Below are 19,132 nucleotides of genomic sequence, written 5' to 3' on the forward strand. Positions count from 1 at the left end.
CCGTTGGCTCAGCCCGCCGCCGCTCGCGCCTTCATCCGCGCATCCAGCGTGAGCGCGAGGCGCGTCAGCAGGAAGTTGATCGCGATGTAGATGACGGAGACCACGAGGTACGTCTGCACCAGGTAGCGGGTGATGGAGACCATCGTCTTGCCTTGGAACTGCAGCTCGTTGTAGCTGACCACGTACCCCAGGGTGGAGTCCTTCAGCAACGTCACCAGCGCCAGGATCAGCGAGGGCAGCACCAGGCGGATCGCCTGCGGCAGCACCACGGAGAACATCGCATCGCGTCGGCTGAGCCCGATCGCCGCAGCGGCCTCATGCTGACCTCTATCCACCGCTTTGATGCCAGCGCGGAACACTTCCGCAGTGGTGGCGGAGGAGACCAGGATCATCGGGATCACGAGCATCCAGAAGCGGTCCACGGTCACGCCGTAGGCGGGCAGGGCCAGCAGGAAGGCGTACACCACCAGCAGCATCGGGATGCCGCGGTAGAACTCGATCCATGCGGTCGCGAGCCAGCTCACCGGGCGCAGGTGGGACAGTCGGGCCAGCGCCAGCAGCAGTCCCAGCGGGAAGGCGAACAGTGCCGCCATCGCGGTCGCCTTCAAGGTGCCCAGCAGGCCGCGTCCCAGGAACGCGAGGTAGTCCGCCCGCAGGTAGACCACCCATTTGTTCGGATCCAGCTGCCCGTTGGCGTGGAACTGCCACAGCCCCGCGCCCAGCAGACCCAGCAGCACCGCGGCGGAGAGGATGCTCAGCAGCAGGATGCGGCGCCGCCCCTTGGGGCCGGGGGCATCGAACAGAACCTGGGTGGCGGTGTGCGAGGTGCTGCTCATGCCTGTGCTCCTGCCGTGACGTCCAGCTCATCGCGGGCGCTGCGCCGCGCGGTCGAGCGCTCCGGGGAGACCGCCTGCTCGAGGCGTCCGCCCAGCGCGGAGCCTCCCAGCGAGAGGAGCAGGTACACGCCGCCAGAGATGAGGAAGAAGGTCACGCCCTGGGCGGTGCGGGTGGTGAGGGTCTGGGTGACCCAGGTGATCTCCTGGACGGCGATCGCCGAGGCCAGCGCCGAGCCGATCACGGTGCCGATGAAGACGTTCACGAGCGGCTGGATCATGGTGCGGAAGGCCTGCGGGAGCACCACGTGGCGGAGGGTGCCGAAGAATCCGAGCCCGATGGAGCGGGCGGCCTCCGCGTGGCCGATCGGCACGGTGTTGATGCCCGAGCGCACGTTCTCGCAGACGAAGGCGGCGGAGGAAAGCGTCAGCCCCAGCACGGCGCACCAGAAGTAGGACAGGCGCAGGCCCACGTCCGGCAGCCCGAAGGCGAGCAGGATCAGCAGGCTCAGCAGCGGGATGTTGCGGAAGATCTCGACGTACACCGTCGCCGCCCAGCGCAGCGGCGGGATCGGGCTCACGCGGCAGACCGCCAGGACCGTGCCCAGCGCAAGGGCGAACGCGTATCCCAGCACGATCAGCGCGATCGTGAGGCCGGTGCCTCTGACGAGCAGCGGGAGGTTCTCGACGATGACGTCCATGGGTCTCCTTCGGGGAGAAGGGATCCGGCTGCCCCGCGGGGGCGGGAGGCCGGAGCGGTCCGGCCCGCAGGGTCGATGCTCCTGCGGGCCGGGTGGGGATCAGGCGGGCATCTCGCCGATGGTGGGCGGCTCGGGGGCGTCGCCTTCGATGACCTCGCCGACGGTCGCGGACCACAGGGCCTCCCAGGTGCCGGAGTCGATGATCTCCTGCAGGAAGGTGTTGACGAACTCGACGGCGTCGGGGTTCTCCTGCGACAGGCCGATGCCGTAGGGGTCATCCACGAAGGGCTCGCCGACGACGACCACATCCGGGTCGGCCTTCGAGTTGCCCAGCAGCACGCCCTGGTCCAGCACGTAGGCGTCGGCCCGGCCCTGCTTGAGGGCGGCCACGCAGGACTCGTTGTCCGGCAGGGTGGAGACATCGCCGGGGCTTTCGACATTGTCCTCGATGGCCTGGATGCCGGTGGAGTTCGCCTGGGTGACGAGGTTCTTGCCGCTGAGGTCCTGCGGGCCGGTGATGGATTCGGCGTCCTCGGCGCGCACCTGGATGGCGGTGCCGGACATGTAGTACGGGCCGGCGAAGTCGATGACCTCGAGCCGCTCCGGGGTGATCGAGTAGGTGGCGATCACGCAGTCCACGGTGCCGTTCTGCACGAGGGTCTCGCGGGTCTCGACGGTGGTGTCGATGTACTCGATCTTGTCCTCTCCGCCCTCGCCCAGGATGTACTTGGCCAGCAGCTGCGTGAGACCGGCGTCGAACCCGGTGGGACGCCCACCGGAGGTGGAGGCCAGGGAGAACACCTGGTTGGCGACGGTGCCGCCGCGCTTGAGCTGGTCGTTGTCCTTGATGGCCTGCGCCCAGGCGCTCGCGGAGATCGCGTCGTCGTCCGCGACGGGGCCGGAGGCGAGCACCTCGCTCATCGCATCCTCGGTGCCGCCCTCACCATCCTCATCGCCGCCACCGAGGTCGGGGCCGTCGCCGGTGTCGGAGGAGCAGGCGGCCAGGCCCACCAGGGGCAGGGTGGCTGCGGCGGCCACGACGGCGCGGCGGCCGGGACGGAAGCTGGTTCGGGTCATCGTTCTCTCCGGTTTCTCTCGCGCCCCGGGGTGGGGCGGGGGTGCCGACGGGGTCGGCGGGTCGGGTCCGCGGCGTCTGCCGCGGGGGTCAGTGCGGGAGGATCTTGCTGAGGAAGGCCTTGGCGCGGTCGCTCTGCGGGTCGGTGAAGAAGGCTTCCGGCTCGCCCTGCTCGACGATCTCGCCGTGGTCCATGTAGACCACGCGGTCGCAGACGTGGCGGGCGAAGCCCATTTCGTGGGTGACCACGAGCATGGTCATGCCCTGCTTCGCCAGTTCGGTCATGACGTCGAGGGCTTCGTTGATGACCTCCGGGTCCAGGGCGCTGGTGGGCTCGTCGAACAGCATCGCCTTGGGCTTCATCGCAAGCGCCCGGGCGATCGCCACGCGCTGCTGCTGCCCGCCGGACAGTGCCGTGGGCAGGGAGTTCGCCTTGTCTTTCAGGCCCACACGGTCCAGCAGCTCGAGGGCCTGCGCATCGGCCTCCGCTTTGGGGACGCCGCGCACCTTGCGGGGCCCCAGGGTGACGTTGTCGATCGCTTTGAGGTGCGGGAAGAGGTTGAAGCTCTGGAAGACCATGCCCACATCGGCCCGCAGACGGGTCAGCTCCTTGCCCTCCTCGGGCAGGGGCTCACCGTCGATGGTGATCTGGCCGGAGGTGATGGTCTCCAGGCGGTTCAGGCAGCGGCACAGGGTGGATTTTCCGGACCCAGAGGCGCCGATGAGGGCCACCACCTCGCCGCGGTGGATGTCCAGGTCGATGTCCTTCAGCGCATGGAAGTCGCCAAAGTATTTGTTGACCCCGCGCACGGAGATCAGCGGTTCCCCGTCGGCGGCGCTCCTCGGCGGCGTGCTGGTCTGGTTCATTCCTTGAGAATGCTGCGGCCACGGGCGATTGTCCAGAGGACGACACACAGGTTCACATGTCGATACGCACCCGTGACCGCCCGTGTGAGCGGGGGCCTCGCCGCCCGGCCCGCGGGGGCGGACCGGGCGAGAGTGCTCAGTTCTTGCCGTAGAAGCCCTGGTAAACGGCGTCGAAGGGGGTATTTCCGCCCTGCCGGTGGGCGATGGAGCTGTCCACGACGGCCTTCGCGGTGCGGGCGGCCTCGAGCGGGGTGGCGCCCTTGGCGAGCTCGGCGGTGACTGCGGCGGCGAGCGTGCAGCCGGCGCCGGACACGCGCTCCTGACCCACCTTGGGGCTGCGCAGCTCGACGGTCTGCTCACCGTCGTGGAACACATCCACCGCCTCGGGGCCCTCGAGCACGACGCCGCCCTTGGCGAGCACACTCACGCCGTAGGTGTCGTGGATGCGCTTCGCCGCCTCGGTGAGGTCCTCGACGGAATCGATCTTCTCCATCCCGGACAGGGCCAGGGACTCGAAGTGGTTGGGGGTCACGAACGTCGCCAGCGGCAGGATCTGCTGCTTGAGCGCGTTGTCGGTGTCCAGCGCGGCGCCGGGCTCCTGGCCCTTGCAGATCAGCACCGGGTCCAGCACCACGTGGCGGAAGGAGCGCTCGGCGAGCGCCGTCGCGACCGCGTCGATGGTGGCGGGGGTGCCCAGCATGCCGATCTTCACGGTGTCGATGTCATGCACGGCGGTGGTGGCTTCGATCTGGTCGGCGATGACCTGCGGCTCCACCGGGACGAAGCGGTGGCCCCAGTTGTTCTTGGGGTCGAAGGAGACGATGCAGGTCAGCGCCACAGTGCCGAAGGTGCCCAGCTGCTGGAAGGTCTTCAGGTCGGTCTGTGCACCGGCTCCTCCGGAGGCCTCGGAACCAGCGATGGACAGGGCGACGGGGATCATGGGTGCCTTTCATGTGATGCCGACGGGGCCGACGCACGCGCAGCGGCGCGCGAATCGTCCCGTCGGGCGGGTGTGATGGTTGGCTGCCGCGCGCTCCCAGGTCCCGCGGGCATTCCGCGGGGCCGTCGCAGCGGCCGGCCGCGCGCTCCCAGGGCGGGAGGCATCTCCCGGTGTCCGTCGCGCTGGCCGATGGGGCCGCGCGCTCCCAGGACGATGACCACGGGGGTCCGCCCGTCGCAGCGGCCGAACCTTGATCGTATCGCCTCCGGTACAGTGCCGGGCGTGCTGACGCCGGACGAGTCGTCGGGGCCCGCCGCCCCCTCCCCCATCGCGCCGCGGCGCACCGGGCTGCGGGAGCGCACCGGGGCGCTGCTGGCCGAGCATGCCGGGCCCACCATGAAGTTCCTCATCGTGGGCGGGACGGTGTTCTTGCTGGATGCGGCGCTGTACAACCTGCTGGTATTCTTCCACCCGCTAGAAGGCTGGGGGCAGGGGCTGCTGCACGGCCAGCCGCTGACGGCGAAGATCATCACCATCTCCCTCGCCTCATGCCTGACGTACCTGGGGAATCGGCTGTGGACCTTCGGGGATCGGCCGCGGCCAGACACGCGGCGCTCGGTGGTCCTGTTCGTGATCGTGAACATCATCGCGGCGGGGCTGCAGCTGGCGTGTCTGGGTTTCTCCCGCTACGTGCTGGGGCTCGACTCCCCGCTCGCGGACAACATCTCCGGCACGCTGATCGGACAGATCGTCTCCACCTCGTTCCGCTACGTCACCTACGGGCGCTGGGTGTTCCCGCGTGCGCAGGCCCCGGCGTCGGCCTGCGGACAGTCCAGCCCCCGGGCCGACGTATCTCCCCGGTAGCCCTGCGACCCGTCGGCCCCGCGATCGCGGAGTGAGAGGCTGGGGTCATGGACGTCACCGGACCTTGGATCCGCACCGCTGCCGCGGCCGGGCTGCTGCGCGACGGCGTGCCCCTGCCCACCGTGTTCGCCCGCATGTCCGCTCTCGCCGCGAGCACCGGGGCGCTGAACCTGGGCCAGGGCTTCCCCGACGACGACCCGCCCGCCCTCGTGGCCGACGCCGCGGTGGCTGCGATCCGCGAGGGTCGCAATCAGTACCCGCCGGGGGCTGGGGAGCCGACTCTGCGCGAGGCGATCGCGGCTCACCAGGCGGCGTGGTACGGCCTGGACTGGGATCCGGACACCGAGGTGCTGGTGACGACGGGCGCAACAGAAGCGCTCGCGGCGACTCTGCTGGCGCTCGTGCAGCCCGGCGATGAGGTGCTCACCCTCGAGCCGTTCTACGACCAGTACGCGGCGCTGATCGGCCTGACCGGCGCCACCCATCGGACCGTCCCGCTGACCAGCGCCACCGACCCCGTGAGCGGCGACCTCGTGCTGGGGGTCGATGAGCAGCAGCTGCGGGATGCCTTCAGCGCGCGCACTCGGGTGGTGCTGGTGAACACCCCGCACAATCCCACCGGCCTCATGCTCGAGCAGTCCGTGCTGGCGGCGATCGTGGAGCAGGCACAGCGGTATGACGCGCTGATCGTCACCGATGAGGTGTATGAGCACCTCACGTTCGGGCAGCCGCATCAGCCGCTCGCGGTGCTGCCGGGGGCGCGCGAGCGCACCGTTTCGATCAGCTCGGCAGGCAAGACCTTCGCGGTCACCGGCTGGAAGATCGGCTGGCTGACAGCCCCATCGGCCCTGGTCACCGCGATCACTGGGGTGAAGCAGTGGCTGACCTACACCTCCGGGGCACCTTTCCAGCCGGCCGTCGCAGCGGGACTGGGCATGGATCGCAGCGCCTTCGCGCAGCTCACCGAGGATCTGCGGGAGCGGCGGGATCTGCTGACCGCTGGGCTGCGGGACATCGGCTTCCAGGTGGCGGTCCCGGCGGCCGGGTACTTCACGGTGGCGGATGCCTCACAGTTCGGGGAGGCCGACGGGGCTGCGCTCGCCGAACGCCTACCCACCGAGGCGGGCGTGGTCGCGATCCCACTGAGCGCCTTCCACCATGCCGACTCCTCCGGCGCGCAGGATTCCGCCTCGCGTCTGCGCTTCGCCTTCTGCAAGTCCCGCTCCACGATCGAGCAGGCGCTTGAGCGGCTGGACGCCTGGGCGGCAGTGCGGCGGTGAGCACGGGGCGGGGCGGCGGCCGCCTCGGACCACCGCCCCGTCGTGCAGGTCAGCGCAGGTGGATCAGACCTGCACCCACACCTCGTCCCCCATGAAGTCGAGGAGCACTCGGACCTTGATCATGCCGTCCTTCGTGTGATCGACGGGGACGATGGCCGCCTCCTCCCAGGAGCCATTGCCGCCGTCATACAGCGTCCCGACATCGATGGAGCTGTTCTCGGTGAGCGCACCGCCGAAGGTGAAGGAGTTGCCCTTGCCGGAGACGTACTCGACGGAGAGCCCCAGCAGCGGCGAGAAGGACTCCGGCCCCGAATACGTCACGGTGATAGGGACGAGGATGTAGGTCTCCCCATCTCCCGGCTTCTCGTTGAACTCGCTGGCCTTCATCACGGCGTCGGTGGCGTCCCAGTTCACCTCGCCGATAGAGACCTCGAGAGTGCCGCCGGCGCCGTCATCGAGGGTGAAGGTGTCCCCGATGCCGTAAGGGTCATCCTTCGTCCCCTTGCCGCCGGCTCCCTGGTCCGCGGGCTCCGACGACTCCTCGTCGGCGGGTTCGGAGCTCTCCTCGTCCGCAGGATCTGAGGATTCGCCGTCCGCGGGCTCGGAGGACTCCTCGTCGGCGGCCTGAGAGGTCTCCTCGCTCTGGGTGGCACGACCGGAGGTGTCATCACCGCCGCGGGTGAACAGGAAGATGCCGCCGCCGACGAGGACCAGCAGCAGCGCGAGCACCGCGCAGCCGATGCACACGAAGATCGGCAGCTTGCTGCTCTTCTTCGGTGGCTGGCTGAAGGTGGAGTCGGCGCCGTAGCCCGCTGCGAAGGCGGCATCCTGACCGTACCCGGAGTTCGCCGATCCCGGTCCGAAGCCCGAGTTCGGGGAGGGCGCGCCGTAGCCCTGCTGGCCGTAATCCTGCTGGCCGTAACCCTGCTGGCCGTAACCCTGCTGGCCGTACCCGGCGTTCGCTGAACCCTGGCCATATCCGGCATTGGGCGAGCCCGCGCCGTAACCCTGCTGGCCATAACCCTGCTGGCCGTACCCGTCGGCCCCCTGGGCACCGTAGGCGTCACCCGAGGGTGGCTGACCCCATCCATTCTGCGGCGGCTGCGACATGTTCTCATCCGACACCTGGGTGGTGCCGACCCCTTTCTCTGGCAGAACCCTGACGGAGATGACCGCCGACGGTGCAGGTCACCTCACATGATCGTACCTCTTCGGCGACACATGTTCAGTGCCGCACAGCCCCGTGCACGGCCCCGATCCGGGGACGGCGCAGCGCGGTTTCCCCACGGCTCACGAGCGCCCGGTGAACCGCTCCGCGTGGAAGGTCCGGCCGGCCCCGCGCTCCGCCGCACCCGAGGCGTCCAGATGCGGGGTGACGCCGCCGCGATGGCGCGGGAACCCGGCGCCCAGGATGAGCGCGAGATCCACCTGCTCCGGCTGTTCCACCACACCGGTATCGAGCATCAGCGCGATCTCTTCGGCGAGCCCCTCGCGCACGCGGTCCGCCAGGTCCTCCCCCACCGCCGGCGGCTGCGCGGGACGATCCGGATTCACGGCCGCGAACACCTCAGCGACGGTGGGTGAGACGGGCGGGTGCACGGTGGTCTTCGCCTTCTCGGTGAACTGTGCCTTCCGCTCGGCCATCGCGGCGAGGCCCGGGGAGGCGTGGAAACGCTCGCCCAGCTCGGCGACGAGGACCTGGCCCACATGATCGGCGACGGCCAGGCCCACCAGGTCCAGCAGGGCGAAGGGACGCATCGGCAGGCCGATCGAGTCCAGGGAGGCATTCACCGCGACGGGGTCGGCCCCGGCGTCCACGGCGGCGAGCACCTCGCCAAGCACACGGAACAGCAGGCGGTTCACCACGAAGCCGGGAGCATCAGCGCACTGGACGGCGAACTTGCGCAGGCGCCGCACCACCTCGAGGCCGGTGGCGAGGGTGGTCTCATCGGTGGCATCGGTGTGGATCACCTCCACCAGCGGCATCTTCTCCACGGGGTTGAAGAAGTGCAGCCCCACCACCCGCTCGGGATGCTCAAGGTCCTCGGCCATCGCCGCGACCGACAGCGACGAGGTGTTGGTGACCAGCAGCGCCTGCTCGTCCAGGACGCTCTCGAGCTCGGCGAACACGGACTTCTTGATCGCGAGCACCTCGGGGACCGCTTCGATGACGAGGTCGCAGCCGGTGAGGTCCTGCAGATCGGTGGTGGCCGAGAGGTTCTCGGCGACGCGGCGGGCGGTGTCCTCGTCGATCCGACCCCGCTGGGCGGTGCGCTCGATGACGTCGCGGGCGGCGGTGAGGCCCTTCGCGGCGATGTCCTCGTCGAGGTCGCGCATGACCACCGGCACCTGCAGGCCCAGCGCCAGCTGAGCAGCGATCTGGGAGGCCATGAGGCCAGCACCGGCCACGCCCACCTTCCGGATCTCGCGCGCACCCTCGACGGGGGTGCGGCCGGGCTTGCCGCGGCGCAGCATCTCCGCGGCGTACAGGGAGGCTGCGGCGGCATCGGTGCGCACGAGCTCCCCGAGCGCCGCACCTTCGCGGGCCAGGGCGTCCTCGAGGGTGGAGCCGGGCAGCTGCTCCAGCAGCTCGAGGGCACGGGCCACGGCCGGGGCGCCGGCGGCGGCGAGGCGCTGGGCCCACTCGCGGCGGGACTCGGCAGGACCGTGGGCGGCATCCAGGGCATCGCGCAGCGCATCGGCCTCGGGGCCGGCGGCATCGGGCAGCGGGTGGGTGCGGCCCGCCCAGGCGCCCGCCACGGCGGGATCCACCACGTCCCCGTCGGTGTCCTCGACATCCGCATGCGCGGCGATGAGGGCCGCGAACTGGTCCAGCGCCTCCGCGAGGTCCGCCGCAGGAGCGTCCACGAGGCCGATCTCGAGGGCCTGCTCGGCGCTCAGCTGTCGGTCGCGGGCAGGGTCCTCGAGGATCATGCGCACCGCAGTCTCGGGGTCGACCACGGACTGCAGCAGCGTGGTGCCGCCCCAGCCGGGCAGGATCCCCAGGCCCGTCTCCGGCAGCCCGATGCCGCGCACGCCGGGAGCGGCGGTGCGGACGTCGGCCATGAGCGCCACTTCGAGGCCGCCGCCGAGCGCTGCGCCGTTGAGGTGTGCGAGCACGGGCACAGGGCTCGTGCGTACGCGGATCTGCAGGTCATGGGCGGCGCGGGTCATCTCCTCGACGTGGTTCACGGCGGTGGGGTCGGCGAACATCGACAGGTCTGCGCCGGCGAGGAACACCTTCCCGGTGCCGGTCAGGGCGATCGCGGCGATGTCCCCGGCCTCGGCGCGGTCCAGCGCGGTGGCAATCGCGCCGGTCACGGCCTGGATGGAGCGCGGGCCCAGGGTCGCGGGGCGGCGCTCCTGCCCTTCCGGCGGGGCGAAGGTCAGCACGGCCACGGCGCCGAGGCCCGGATGCTCGCGATCCTCGGTGAGAACTCGGGTGACGTGCTCGGTGTAGCTGGTCATGGCGGCCTTCCGTGGTCTCTCCGTCGAGGGCGGGGCGCAGAAAGAATGCCTGATACCCCGGGTTTCATATAGATCATGCCGCAGGGGCCCGGGGGCTGTCCACCGGCGAGAGGCGGGGTGGGGTGGTGAGGGGCGCGGGCGGTGCGGGAGCCCCCGCGGGCTGCTCAGTCGGCCGCGTAGTAGAGGCGCTCGCCGTTATAGGTCTCCACTGCCAGCAGGAAGGAGTCGAGCTCCTCCGTCGGCACCATGAAGACGCTGCGGAACGTGGCGCTCTCCCCGCTGGAGAGGGCGTCCACCTGCCGCATCGGATCATCGACGAGCCCTTCGGCGATATCCGGGTAGTAGCGGCGGGCCGATTCGGCGGTCGGCCACAACTCCTCGACGGGCGCGAGGCGGGCCGGCCCGTCGTACCGCACCTCATAGGTGGCGATCACCAGCTGATACCCGTCGGCCACGAGATCCTCAGCGCCGGGCAGCTGCGCATCGGTGTCCACCTCACGGGCGGTGACCGACAGGGTGCCGCTGGTCCACACCTCCCAGGCGAAGGTGTGCTCCCCCACCGTGGCCGGGTCATCGGGACCGGTGCCGATCGCGATCTTCTCCCCCTCAGCGTCAGTGACGGTGCCGGGCTCCTTCTCCTGCTCGGTGGGGGTGGCCGACGGGGTGGCGCGCGGGCTCGCCGGCGGGATGCTCGGGGTGATGGAGGTCGTCGCGGGGGCGGGTGGCGCCAGGGCGGTGCGGACGGTGCCGGTGACCATCGTGACGACGAGCACGACGACCACGGCCTGTACGGCGACGATGCCCAGGATCGCCCAGGCTGGGAGATTGCCGCGCCACCGGCCGCGACGGCGCGGAGCATCGTGCGGGTCCGGGTCATCGAGGCCGCGCGGGATGCGGTGACCCTCGGGGCCGGGGCTCGGCGCGCCCGGGAGCGGGAGCGACGCGGCGGCACGGGCGTCGGTGGCTGCACTGCCGGAGGCTGCGCTAACGGGGGCTGTGCTGCCGGGCGCTGCGCTGCCGCGGACTGCAGTATCGGCGCTGTTCACACCAGGAATGTCGTGCTCGCCGAAGTCCGGGAGGGTGGGACTGCGCAGCGCCTCAGGGTCCAGGGGGACGGCGTCGATCACCTCGGGATCCTCGGGCGCGCCCTCCTGCGCGCCCGAGTCCCCGTCGGCCTGCGCCCGCTGGTTCGTCACGACGTCGAGCATAGGGCCGGGCGAGCCGCTACGGTCATGCCATGGATGAGTGCGCACGGTGGCCACAGGAACTGCAGGACGTGGATCGCAGCGATGAGGAGCTGCGGTGCTGGGTGGCCGAGCGGGTGCGGCGCCTGGAGGCCGATGGGCGGCGCAGCGCGGATACGCATCTGCTGCCGCTGCAGCTACCCGCCGAGTGGGGCATCCAGCTGTACCTCAAGGATGAATCCACGCACTTCTCCGGCAGCCTGAAGCATCGCCTGGCCCGCTCGCTGTTCCTGTATCACCTGGTCAACGGTCATCTGCGGCCAGGGATGCCCGTGATCGAGGCCTCCAGCGGCTCCACGGCTGTCAGCGAAGCGCATGTGGCACGCCAGCTCGATATCCCCTTCGTGGCCGTGGTGCCGCACGGCACGAGTGCCCGCAAGATCGCGCTCATCGAAGCGGCGGGCGGGACCTGCCACCAGGTGGACGGCGCAGCAGGACTGGGTCGCGAGGCGCAGCGCCTGGCCGATGAATGCGGCGGCCTGTTCGTGGACCAGTTCACCTACGCCGAGCGCGCCACCGACTGGCGGGGCAACAACTCGATCGCCGTCAGCGCCCTCGCGCAACTGGCCCTCGAGCCGCATCCGGTGCCGCGCTGGGTGGTGGTGGGCGCCGGGACCGGCGGGACCAGTGCCACGTTCGGCCGCTACCTGCGGTATCTGCGGCTGCCCACAGGCCTATGTGTCGCCGACGTGGAGAATTCTGCGTTCTTCGACGGCTGGGTGCAGGGGGACGCCTCGGTGACCACGAGCTGCGGCTCGCGGATCGAAGGGATCGGGCGACCGCAGGTGGAGCCGAGCTTCGTGCCCGGGGTAGTGGACCGCATGATCCGCGTGCCCGATGCCGCCTCGGTGGCCGGTGCGCGCTACCTCTCGCAGGTGCTGGGCCGCCGCGTGGGCGCCTCGACCGGCACGAATCTCATCGCGTGTGCACAGCTGATCACGCAGATGCGCGAGCGCGGGGAGGAAGGCTCGCTGCTGACGCTGCTGTGCGACCCCGGGGACCGCTACACCGACACCTACTTCGACGACACCTGGGTGGCTGAGCAGGGCTGGGACCTCGTGCCGTGGCTCGACGCGCTGCAGGAGCTGCTGCCGCTGCAGGGCGGGTGAAGGGCGGGGCCGGCGGCGTGAGGTCGATCCGCGTCGCAGTACGGCGTGGGATTCCACGGGCGGCACGCAAACGACCGACCGCGCGCATAGTGCAGCTGGTCGGCCGTCTGCGTGTCTTTCATGGAATCGACTACGGTCGGCGCAGCTCCCAGGCGGCGTCGACCTGCCCACGCACAAGCACGATGTCTCCGCTTCTCGGGTGGAAGCGACGGGTCGCAGCGGTGCTCTCCTGCTCGAGCACCTCGAGCAGGCCACCGTCCAGCAGGATTGTGGCCGGCCCCTGGGCGGCGAGCAGCTCCTGCTCCTCCCCATCGACTCGGCGAAGCACCACGTGAGCGGGTCCGGTGACACGGACCTCGGCCCGGTACGGGGCAGGAAGCTGGAGTCCAGTCTCGCGTGGTTCCAGCGGATCACCGCGTAGCACCGCGAGTTCCGGGGCGGGATCCATGAGCAGGGTGTCACCATGCAGCCGGAGCACGCGCGGGGAGGTGAGGGTGCCAGCCCACCCCTGGGCGTCTGTCTGCTCCTGAGTCCGTTCAGCCTCTTCCCACGCCCAGCCCCACAGCAGGGCCCGGCCGCCTTCCGCCACGGCCTGCGGAGCATAGAAGTCGGGCCCCAGCTCGGCGCGTCCGCCCCCGGTGGGGATAAACCGCGGGGTTCCGTCGTCGGCCGTGATCATGTCACCCACCAGATGATTCACCTGGACCGGGCCTTCGTCGCCGTTCTCCCGGTGGCGCCACAGGCTCAGCAGCAGCACCCACCGCTCCCCCACCTTGACCAGCTGGGGGCATTCCCACAGGTCGGCCGGGGCGTGCTCCTGCGCGGCCGGGTCATCACCATGCAGCAGGGTTCCCACGAGGCGCCAGTCCTCGAGATCCTCCGCGTCGTACAGCAGCAGAGTGGCGACGAAGCCGTCGCCTTCGCACACTCCCGCACCCTGCACCGCCCAGCGTCGGCCATCGTGCTCGAAGAGGAAGGGATCGCGCACCCCGATCAGGCCTTCCACCTCCGGAATCTCTGCGACCACGCGGCCAGGATCGATGAGCTCCGCGGCCGACGGGTCCGTGCGAGCCACGATCACCCGCGAGAACTGGTTCTCCGTTCCGTCCACACCGGAGTAGACGAGGGTGGGGGTATCACCGTCCATGAGGCCCACGCCGCTCCAACAGCCGTCCTGGTCCGCTTCGCCGGGCCGGGGCACCGGGCCCAGCGGCTCTTGGCGCCAGGTGACCATGTCCGGGGACGACATGTGCCCCCAGTGGATCTTCTCGTGCCGAGCCGAATGCGGGTTGAACTGGAAGTACACGTGCCAGCGCCCGTCAGCGCTGCGCAGAATGCCGTTGGGGTCGTTGAGCCAGCCGCGCGGGTGCACCCGGTGCAGAGCGGGGAAAGCGAGGTCGGTTGTCATGGAGCAGTTCTCCTGGGTCATCGGGACGGTTCGAGGAAGGGGCGGTCACTTGGACGATCCGGCGGTGAGGCCGTCTCGCAGGTACTGCTGGCCGAAGAGGAAGACCACCACAGCGGGGATCATCGAGAGGATCACGCCCGCCAGGACGATCGAGATCGATCCGGTCCCGAGGTTGCCCTGGAGGGTCACCAGGCCCAGCGGGAGCGTGTAGTTCTGCTCGGAGATCATGAAGATGAGGGGCCGGAAGAACTCGTTCCAATGGAAGTTGAAGGCCAGGACGCCGACGATCGCCATCCCGGGCAGCGCCAGAGGCGCGTAGATCGAGAAGAAGGTGCGCCACGGGCTGGCGCCGTCGATCGCAGCCGCCTCACCGAGCTCGAGCGGCAGCCCCAGAAAGTACTGGCGCATGAGGAACGTGCCGAAGGCGGTGGGGATCGCGGGCAGGATGAGCGCGAGCAGCGTGTCCGACAGCCCGATGCCTCGGATCAGCATGAACACCGGCACGATGGTCACCTGTGCCGGGACCATCATGGTGGACAGCACGATCGAGAACAGCAGATTCTTGCCTCGGAACTCCATGCGGGCGAAGACATACCCGGCCATCGCGGCGGTGATCATCTGGCCTGCGGCGATGAGCGCCGTGACCAGTCCGCTGTTGAGCACGAGCAGAGGGACCTTGATCTGCTCGAAGACCGCCGCGTAGCTCGAGAAGTCCGGGGACAGTGGGAAGAAGCTCGGCGGCAGATTGAAGGACTCTGCGGCCGGACGGAGCGAGGTGGTGAAGGTCCACCACACCGGCCCGAGGGTGAGCACGGCGGCCACCAGCAGCACGGCGTACTTGGCGAGAGACGGGAGTCGGGATTGCATCACAGGTCCTTCCGGAGGTGCACGGGGGTGCTCGCTGAGGCGGTCAGGCGACTCACTGGTAGAACACGAATCGGCGGGCGAGGCGGAACTGCGCGGCGGTGACCAGCATGATCAGGACCATGAGGATCAGCCCGATAGCACTTGCCCGGCCGAACTCGAGCTGCCGGAAGGCGCTCTCGTAGATCACCATGACAACGGTGCGGGTGGAGTCGCCGGGGCCACCGCGGGTGAGGACGTACGGCTGATCGAAGACCTGGAGGGCCGAGATGATCGCCATGACCGAGGCGACCAGCAGGGTAGGGCTCACCAGCGGCAAGGTCAGGTGGAAGAAGCGCCGCAGGCCCGTGGCGCCGTCGAGATCGCCGGCTTCATAGACCTCGGTGGGAATGGCGCCGAGCCCTCCGATGAATAGTAGGAAAGAGAATCCGAAGTTCTGCCACACGTAGACGCAGATGACCACGACCATGGCCCACTGCGGGCTGGTCAGCCATGGGACGGCGGGGATGTTCACGAGGGACAGCGCCCAGTTGATCACCCCGTAGCTCTCGTTGAAGAGGTACTTCATCAGGATGGAGACGCTCGCAGCGGAGAGCACCAGCGGGAAGAAGAAGGTGGAGCGGAAGAAGACCCTCAGCCATCCCGGCATCGAGGACTGCACCAGGACGGCCAGCAGCATGGCGACGCAGAGCTGTGCGATGACCGCCACCACCACGAACACCGCGGTGTTGGCGAAGGACACCGCCACAGTGGAGTCGGTCGCGATCTCGGCGAAGTTTTGCAGGCCCACGAATTGAGGGGAGGTGATGATGTCCCAGCGGAAGAATGCCAGCACGAGGGACCCGAGGATCGGCACCACCACGAACAGTCCGATGCCGAGCATCGTCGGGGCGAGGAACAGCCAGCGCAGGACGACGGAGCTGCGGTCCTTGTTCATCGGATCTCCTCCTGGGCGAGGACCTCTCGGAGGTCACGGTCGAGGGCTTGCAGTGAGCGCTCCACCTGGTCCGGGCCGCCGGAGAGCGCCGTGGAGACGTTCCGGATGAGCGCGGTCTCGACGGCGGCCTGCTGGGGCGGGGCCGGGATCGGGCCGGTCGTCGGGAAGCGGTCGAGGGTGTCGTAGAAGCGCGACCAGTTCTCCGGCCCGATCTGGGTGTAGAAGTTGTCGTTCACCATCGAGCGGCGGGTGGGGGTGGTGGCCGGGGTGGGGAATGCCAGCTCCATCGCCTGTTTGCTGGCGCTGAACTTGATCCATTCCCACGCCTGGTCCGCCTTGCTGGTGGTCCTCATGACCGCGTACCCTGCGGCACCGAACTGGTGACGCTGCGTGCGCCATTTCGGGAAGAACTGGACGTCGTACTGCTTGGGCGACATGCCTCCCTCGCTCAGCCCTTGCACCCAATAGCCGCCGGCCGGGGTCGTGCCGATGCGGCCGGAGGCGAAGAGGCCGACCAGGGTGTTCCCGCCGCCTTCCTCAGGACGCACCGCGAGCCCTTCCTGCACCAGGCCCCGCAGATGCTCGAAGCTCTCGCGGACCCTCTCGTCGGCAGCGTTCGATCCGGTCCAGAGGTATCCGCCCGATCGCTCCTCGCCGGGGTAGAAGGTGGACCAGAACTCCTGGGCACCATCGGCCTTCTCCTCGGTGAGGAAGGAGGTGTCGTTGACGTAGAGCCAGGGGACGATGCCGCCGAAGAGGCGGTTGGTCCAGTAGTAGGGGGTGGCGTCGCCGTGCATGCCGCGCAGGAGCTCGGTGAAGTCGTCCTTCGTCCAGTCCTCGCCCGGCATCTCGAGGCCGTTGCGCTCGAGGACGTCGAGGTTGAGGTACATGTTGGCGGCGTTGAAGTCCAAAGGGAGCTGGTACAGCGAGCCCTTGTACATGAACGCCTCGATGAGACTGGGGTGCACGTCGTCGAAGTAGTCGTGCATCTGGTCGTCATCACGAGCGATGTAGTCGTCCAGGGGCAGCGCCAGGCGCTCCGCGAAGAGCTGCGCACCCTCGGTCGCGGTGTAGACCACGTCCGGCTGGGTACCGGACGCCACCATGGTGAGGATCTTGGCGAAGAAGTCCCCCCAGTCGGTGGCCTGCACGGACTGGATGAGCACGGGGATGTCCGGGTGCTCCTCCATGAAGGCGTCGGCGATGACCTGGCGACCGGCGGCATCCTGTGCGGTACCGAGGATGAGGATGGTCAGGGCGTCCTCTCCGCGGCCCGGGACGTCCCTCCCGGTGAGACGCGGCCACGCGGCCGCGGTCCCGGCGATGCCGGTGAGTCCAGCGGCGCCGAGCAGCGCGCGGCGGGTGATGGTGGATCGACGTGCCATGCGGTCCTCTTCGTCGAGTGCGGGCGTTCGGCTCGGGTATCGCACCAGGTCGATCTGGTGCGCTCCGACTCCGACTTTCACACGTGTCTAGGTCGTGTGCCGCCAGTATGCGCGCGGGCTTTCACACGTGTCAAGGCTTGGCGGCGAGGCCCAACGGACGACGGGAGACGCGGGGGCCGGCGCGCGGAGCCGGCACGGCGCCGTGCCGCCGGCCTCAGCTCCCTGACGGGCCAGCGACCGAGCTGCGTTCGACCAGGGAGCACGCGACCGCGGTGGGATGTCCCGTCGCCGTTGCTGAATCATCAGATTCAAGCTGCGCGAGCACAGCCGCCATGGCTCGCTCCCCCATCTCCGTATGCGGGAGCGCCATGGTCGTCAGCGCCGGAGTGAGGTACGCGGCGAAGAACTCCTCGTCATCGAACCCGACCACGGAGAGCCCCTCGGGAACCGGGACTCCGCGTGCCGCTGCAGCATGAAGCGCGCCACCGGCCACCCGGTCACGAATGCAGAACACACCGGTGGGCACGTCCTCACCGTCCAGGAGATGCGATGCGGCCCGGTATCCGTCATCCATCTGCCAGCCTGCTGAGAGCACCCGGCCATCCAGCCCGTGCGCAGCGAGCTCGTCGCGGAACCCCTGCTCACGGTCACGGACGGCGACGGAGTCGTCCTCGCCCGAGATCATGGCGATTCTTCGATGCCCGGCCTCGAGCAGGCGCGAGACCGCGCGCCGGGCTGCCCCGTAGTCGTCGGGAATGAACGAGGGCAGGGGCGGACCTGGATCCTCAGGGTTCTCGAGTGCACAGTTCAACAGGACCAGCGGGATACCCGGCGGGATCGCGGGGCGCGGCACCCGCACATGCCCCATCGTCGCGTAGATGAGACCGTCCACCTGACGCTCGGCTAGGAGCCGCGCGGCCTCGGAGACGGACTGCTCCCGCAGGGAGAGGTCCACCGTGATCACCAGATAGTCGGCCCGGGCGGCTTCGAGCGAGGCAGCTCGGGCCATGCGTCCCGCGAAGGGAGATGTGGCGATCTCGTCGGTGATCAGACCGATGGTGCGGGTGCGCCGCTCCCGCAGGGAGATCGCCAGGGCGGAGCGGGTGTACCCGAGCTCATCCGCGGCCGCGAGCACCTTCTCCTGTGTGGCCGTCGAGACTGTCCCGGCCACGCGGCCGTTCAGCACCATCGAGACGGTCGCTCGAGAGACTCCGGCACGCGCGGCGACGTCAGCAGAGGTGGGGCGGCGAGGTGGAGTCACGGCCACAGGGTATGTGGTCCGATGCCCGAGCTCGCGTTCCCCGCTAGAGAGAACAGCTGCGCAGGGACTTGTCCGCAGCCCCCTCCGGGATGCACACCATGGCCCGGCGCGGGTGAGAGCGCGAGAAGTTATCCACAATGGCAAATTCGCCGAGGACCGCAGATATCTACGATCGTCACCATGCCCACCCCCATCAGCGTCTGCTCGCGCAAGAGGCCTGTGAAGTTCTACTGGCGCATGTGCGTGGACGGCCAGCACCTGGCGCGAGCCATGGAGCGCCTGATGTCGATCGTCGACCGGTTCGATATCAACGAGTACGTGCGCGCCGATTGCGAAGGGCAGTTCCATCAACTACTCATGAAAGCTCAGCGCGGCCCAAAACATCGAGATCGACCACGCACTGAGCTTGGCAACCACCGAGGCTGTGGACAACTGGGGGGTGGCCGAGCTCAGCGCGAATCTTCCCGGAGGCCCGTCGCCAAACACTCCCGAGGTATAAGCTATACCTCATGTCCGAGACGTCAGAAGCAGTCCGTGAGCGAGCCGCCGCACTGGCAGAAACCCTCGATCGACTCCTCGAGGACCTGGTGGACCTGCGCGAACAGCAGGGCCTGTCACAGCGCGACGTCGCTGAACGCATGGGGGTCACCCAAAGCGCCGTCTCCCAGTTCGAGCGTTACGACGCCAATCCGACCCTCGCATCGGTGCGGCGATACGCCCTCGCCGTCGGAGCGCGCATCTCCATCGACGTCGCCCCGGACCGGTCTAGCCTCGGGCTTTCATCGTTGAGGTGTCCGAGGGGTGGTCGTAGACGCGGAAAGGTGCTCCTGACCTGGAAGAATAGGGCTTACTTAGGGTCCAATTCTCCAAGGTCGAAGGAGCACCTTCAGGGTGAA

17 protein-coding genes are annotated in these 19,132 nt (G+C 69.1%); 4 read left to right on the forward strand and 13 right to left on the reverse strand.

Annotated features, from left to right (window positions below; translation table 11 throughout):
* Window positions 1–8: 8 nt before the first annotated feature.
* From MU407_RS04940 to MU407_RS04960, 5 genes are all read right to left on the reverse strand, one after another.
* On the reverse strand, window positions 9–836 hold the full coding sequence (locus tag MU407_RS04940) for an amino acid ABC transporter permease (RefSeq protein WP_102235750.1): 828 nt from the start codon (window positions 834–836) through the stop codon (window positions 9–11).
* Window positions 833–1,534, reverse strand: a complete 702-nt coding sequence (locus tag MU407_RS04945; RefSeq protein ID WP_246955802.1) for an amino acid ABC transporter permease — start codon at window positions 1,532–1,534, stop codon at window positions 833–835. Before MU407_RS04945 ends, MU407_RS04940 begins: the two co-directional genes overlap by 4 nt.
* Window positions 1,535–1,633: 99 nt before the next feature.
* A complete protein-coding gene (locus MU407_RS04950) occupies window positions 1,634–2,611 on the reverse strand; it encodes a glutamate ABC transporter substrate-binding protein (RefSeq protein ID WP_246955803.1) in 978 nt (325 codons plus the stop codon).
* 88 nt (window positions 2,612–2,699) lie between these two features.
* On the reverse strand, window positions 2,700–3,476 hold the full coding sequence (locus MU407_RS04955; RefSeq protein ID WP_281507650.1) for an amino acid ABC transporter ATP-binding protein: 777 nt from the start codon (window positions 3,474–3,476) through the stop codon (window positions 2,700–2,702).
* A gap of 136 nt (window positions 3,477–3,612) precedes the next feature.
* A complete protein-coding gene (locus tag MU407_RS04960; protein WP_246955805.1) occupies window positions 3,613–4,416 on the reverse strand; it encodes a hydroxymethylpyrimidine/phosphomethylpyrimidine kinase in 804 nt (267 codons plus the stop codon).
* Window positions 4,417–4,698: 282 nt separating this feature from the next.
* Between MU407_RS04960 and MU407_RS04965 the strand changes: the two genes are divergently transcribed.
* Together MU407_RS04965 and MU407_RS04970 are read left to right on the forward strand one after the other, a co-directional pair.
* Window positions 4,699–5,280, forward strand: coding sequence for a GtrA family protein (locus MU407_RS04965; protein ID WP_246955807.1), 582 nt, complete (start codon window positions 4,699–4,701; stop codon window positions 5,278–5,280).
* A gap of 47 nt (window positions 5,281–5,327) precedes the next feature.
* The gene (locus MU407_RS04970) at window positions 5,328–6,560 is read left to right on the forward strand and encodes an aminotransferase class I/II-fold pyridoxal phosphate-dependent enzyme (RefSeq protein ID WP_246955809.1); all 1,233 of its coding nucleotides are present in this window, start codon (window positions 5,328–5,330) and stop codon (window positions 6,558–6,560) included.
* Window positions 6,561–6,623: 63 nt separating this feature from the next.
* Here MU407_RS04970 and MU407_RS04975 read toward each other — a convergent pair whose 3' ends face one another.
* The 3 genes from MU407_RS04975 to MU407_RS04985 all read right to left on the reverse strand — a co-directional run bounded on the left by MU407_RS04975 (window position 6,624) and on the right by MU407_RS04985 (window position 11,224).
* Complete coding sequence (locus MU407_RS04975) at window positions 6,624–7,670, reverse strand: hypothetical protein (RefSeq protein ID WP_246955811.1); 1,047 nt, start codon at window positions 7,668–7,670, stop codon at window positions 6,624–6,626.
* A gap of 180 nt (window positions 7,671–7,850) precedes the next feature.
* On the reverse strand, window positions 7,851–10,028 hold the full coding sequence (locus tag MU407_RS04980) for a 3-hydroxyacyl-CoA dehydrogenase NAD-binding domain-containing protein (RefSeq protein WP_246955813.1): 2,178 nt from the start codon (window positions 10,026–10,028) through the stop codon (window positions 7,851–7,853).
* Between the two features lie 164 nt (window positions 10,029–10,192).
* Complete coding sequence (locus MU407_RS04985; protein ID WP_246955815.1) at window positions 10,193–11,224, reverse strand: hypothetical protein; 1,032 nt, start codon at window positions 11,222–11,224, stop codon at window positions 10,193–10,195.
* 41 nt (window positions 11,225–11,265) lie between these two features.
* Between MU407_RS04985 and MU407_RS04990 the strand changes: the two genes are divergently transcribed.
* Window positions 11,266–12,381, forward strand: a complete 1,116-nt coding sequence (locus MU407_RS04990; protein WP_246955817.1) for a PLP-dependent cysteine synthase family protein — start codon at window positions 11,266–11,268, stop codon at window positions 12,379–12,381.
* A gap of 130 nt (window positions 12,382–12,511) precedes the next feature.
* On the opposite strand, the gene MU407_RS04995 is transcribed toward MU407_RS04990, so the two are convergent.
* The 5 genes from MU407_RS04995 to MU407_RS05015 all read right to left on the reverse strand — a co-directional run bounded on the left by MU407_RS04995 (window position 12,512) and on the right by MU407_RS05015 (window position 18,236).
* Complete coding sequence (locus MU407_RS04995) at window positions 12,512–13,789, reverse strand: glycoside hydrolase family 32 protein (RefSeq protein WP_246955819.1); 1,278 nt, start codon at window positions 13,787–13,789, stop codon at window positions 12,512–12,514.
* Window positions 13,790–13,834: 45 nt separating this feature from the next.
* Window positions 13,835–14,656, reverse strand: coding sequence for a carbohydrate ABC transporter permease (locus MU407_RS05000; protein ID WP_102235739.1), 822 nt, complete (start codon window positions 14,654–14,656; stop codon window positions 13,835–13,837).
* Window positions 14,657–14,708: 52 nt separating this feature from the next.
* Window positions 14,709–15,590 (reverse strand): sugar ABC transporter permease, encoded by an 882-nt coding sequence (locus MU407_RS05005; protein ID WP_246955821.1) that lies wholly within the window; start codon window positions 15,588–15,590, stop codon window positions 14,709–14,711.
* A complete protein-coding gene (locus MU407_RS05010; RefSeq protein ID WP_246955823.1) occupies window positions 15,587–16,975 on the reverse strand; it encodes an extracellular solute-binding protein in 1,389 nt (462 codons plus the stop codon). Before MU407_RS05010 ends, MU407_RS05005 begins: the two co-directional genes overlap by 4 nt.
* A gap of 214 nt (window positions 16,976–17,189) precedes the next feature.
* Window positions 17,190–18,236, reverse strand: a complete 1,047-nt coding sequence (locus tag MU407_RS05015) for a LacI family DNA-binding transcriptional regulator (RefSeq protein ID WP_246955825.1) — start codon at window positions 18,234–18,236, stop codon at window positions 17,190–17,192.
* A gap of 509 nt (window positions 18,237–18,745) precedes the next feature.
* On the opposite strand from MU407_RS05015, the gene MU407_RS05020 reads away from it, so the two are divergent.
* A partial coding sequence (locus MU407_RS05020) for a helix-turn-helix transcriptional regulator (RefSeq protein ID WP_246955827.1) occupies window positions 18,746–19,132 on the forward strand: 387 nt, incomplete at its 3' end.

It is taken from the genome of Brachybacterium sp. Marseille-Q7125 (genome assembly GCF_023062615.1).
Classification (GTDB): Bacteria; Actinomycetota; Actinomycetes; order Actinomycetales; family Dermabacteraceae; genus Brachybacterium.

What these genes read in the sequence shown, in the direction of transcription:
- MU407_RS04975 (WP_246955811.1), bottom strand. Translation starts at nt 7,670, where the DNA reads ATGTCGCAGCCGCCGCAGAATGGATGGGGTCAGCCACCCTCGGGTGAC.
- MU407_RS04940 (WP_102235750.1), bottom strand. Translation starts at nt 836, where the DNA reads ATGAGCAGCACCTCGCACACCGCCACCCAGGTTCTGTTCGATGCCCCC.
- MU407_RS04950 (WP_246955803.1), bottom strand. Translation starts at nt 2,611, where the DNA reads ATGACCCGAACCAGCTTCCGTCCCGGCCGCCGCGCCGTCGTGGCCGCC.
- MU407_RS05000 (WP_102235739.1), bottom strand. Translation starts at nt 14,656, where the DNA reads ATGCAATCCCGACTCCCGTCTCTCGCCAAGTACGCCGTGCTGCTGGTG.
- MU407_RS04955 (WP_281507650.1), bottom strand. Translation starts at nt 3,476, where the DNA reads ATGAACCAGACCAGCACGCCGCCGAGGAGCGCCGCCGACGGGGAACCG.
- MU407_RS04990 (WP_246955817.1), top strand. Translation starts at nt 11,266, where the DNA reads ATGGATGAGTGCGCACGGTGGCCACAGGAACTGCAGGACGTGGATCGC.
- MU407_RS05010 (WP_246955823.1), bottom strand. Translation starts at nt 16,975, where the DNA reads ATGGCACGTCGATCCACCATCACCCGCCGCGCGCTGCTCGGCGCCGCT.
- MU407_RS04960 (WP_246955805.1), bottom strand. Translation starts at nt 4,416, where the DNA reads ATGATCCCCGTCGCCCTGTCCATCGCTGGTTCCGAGGCCTCCGGAGGA.
- MU407_RS04980 (WP_246955813.1), bottom strand. Translation starts at nt 10,028, where the DNA reads ATGACCAGCTACACCGAGCACGTCACCCGAGTTCTCACCGAGGATCGC.
- MU407_RS05005 (WP_246955821.1), bottom strand. Translation starts at nt 15,590, where the DNA reads ATGAACAAGGACCGCAGCTCCGTCGTCCTGCGCTGGCTGTTCCTCGCC.
- MU407_RS04970 (WP_246955809.1), top strand. Translation starts at nt 5,328, where the DNA reads ATGGACGTCACCGGACCTTGGATCCGCACCGCTGCCGCGGCCGGGCTG.
- MU407_RS04945 (WP_246955802.1), bottom strand. Translation starts at nt 1,534, where the DNA reads ATGGACGTCATCGTCGAGAACCTCCCGCTGCTCGTCAGAGGCACCGGC.
- MU407_RS04995 (WP_246955819.1), bottom strand. Translation starts at nt 13,789, where the DNA reads ATGACAACCGACCTCGCTTTCCCCGCTCTGCACCGGGTGCACCCGCGC.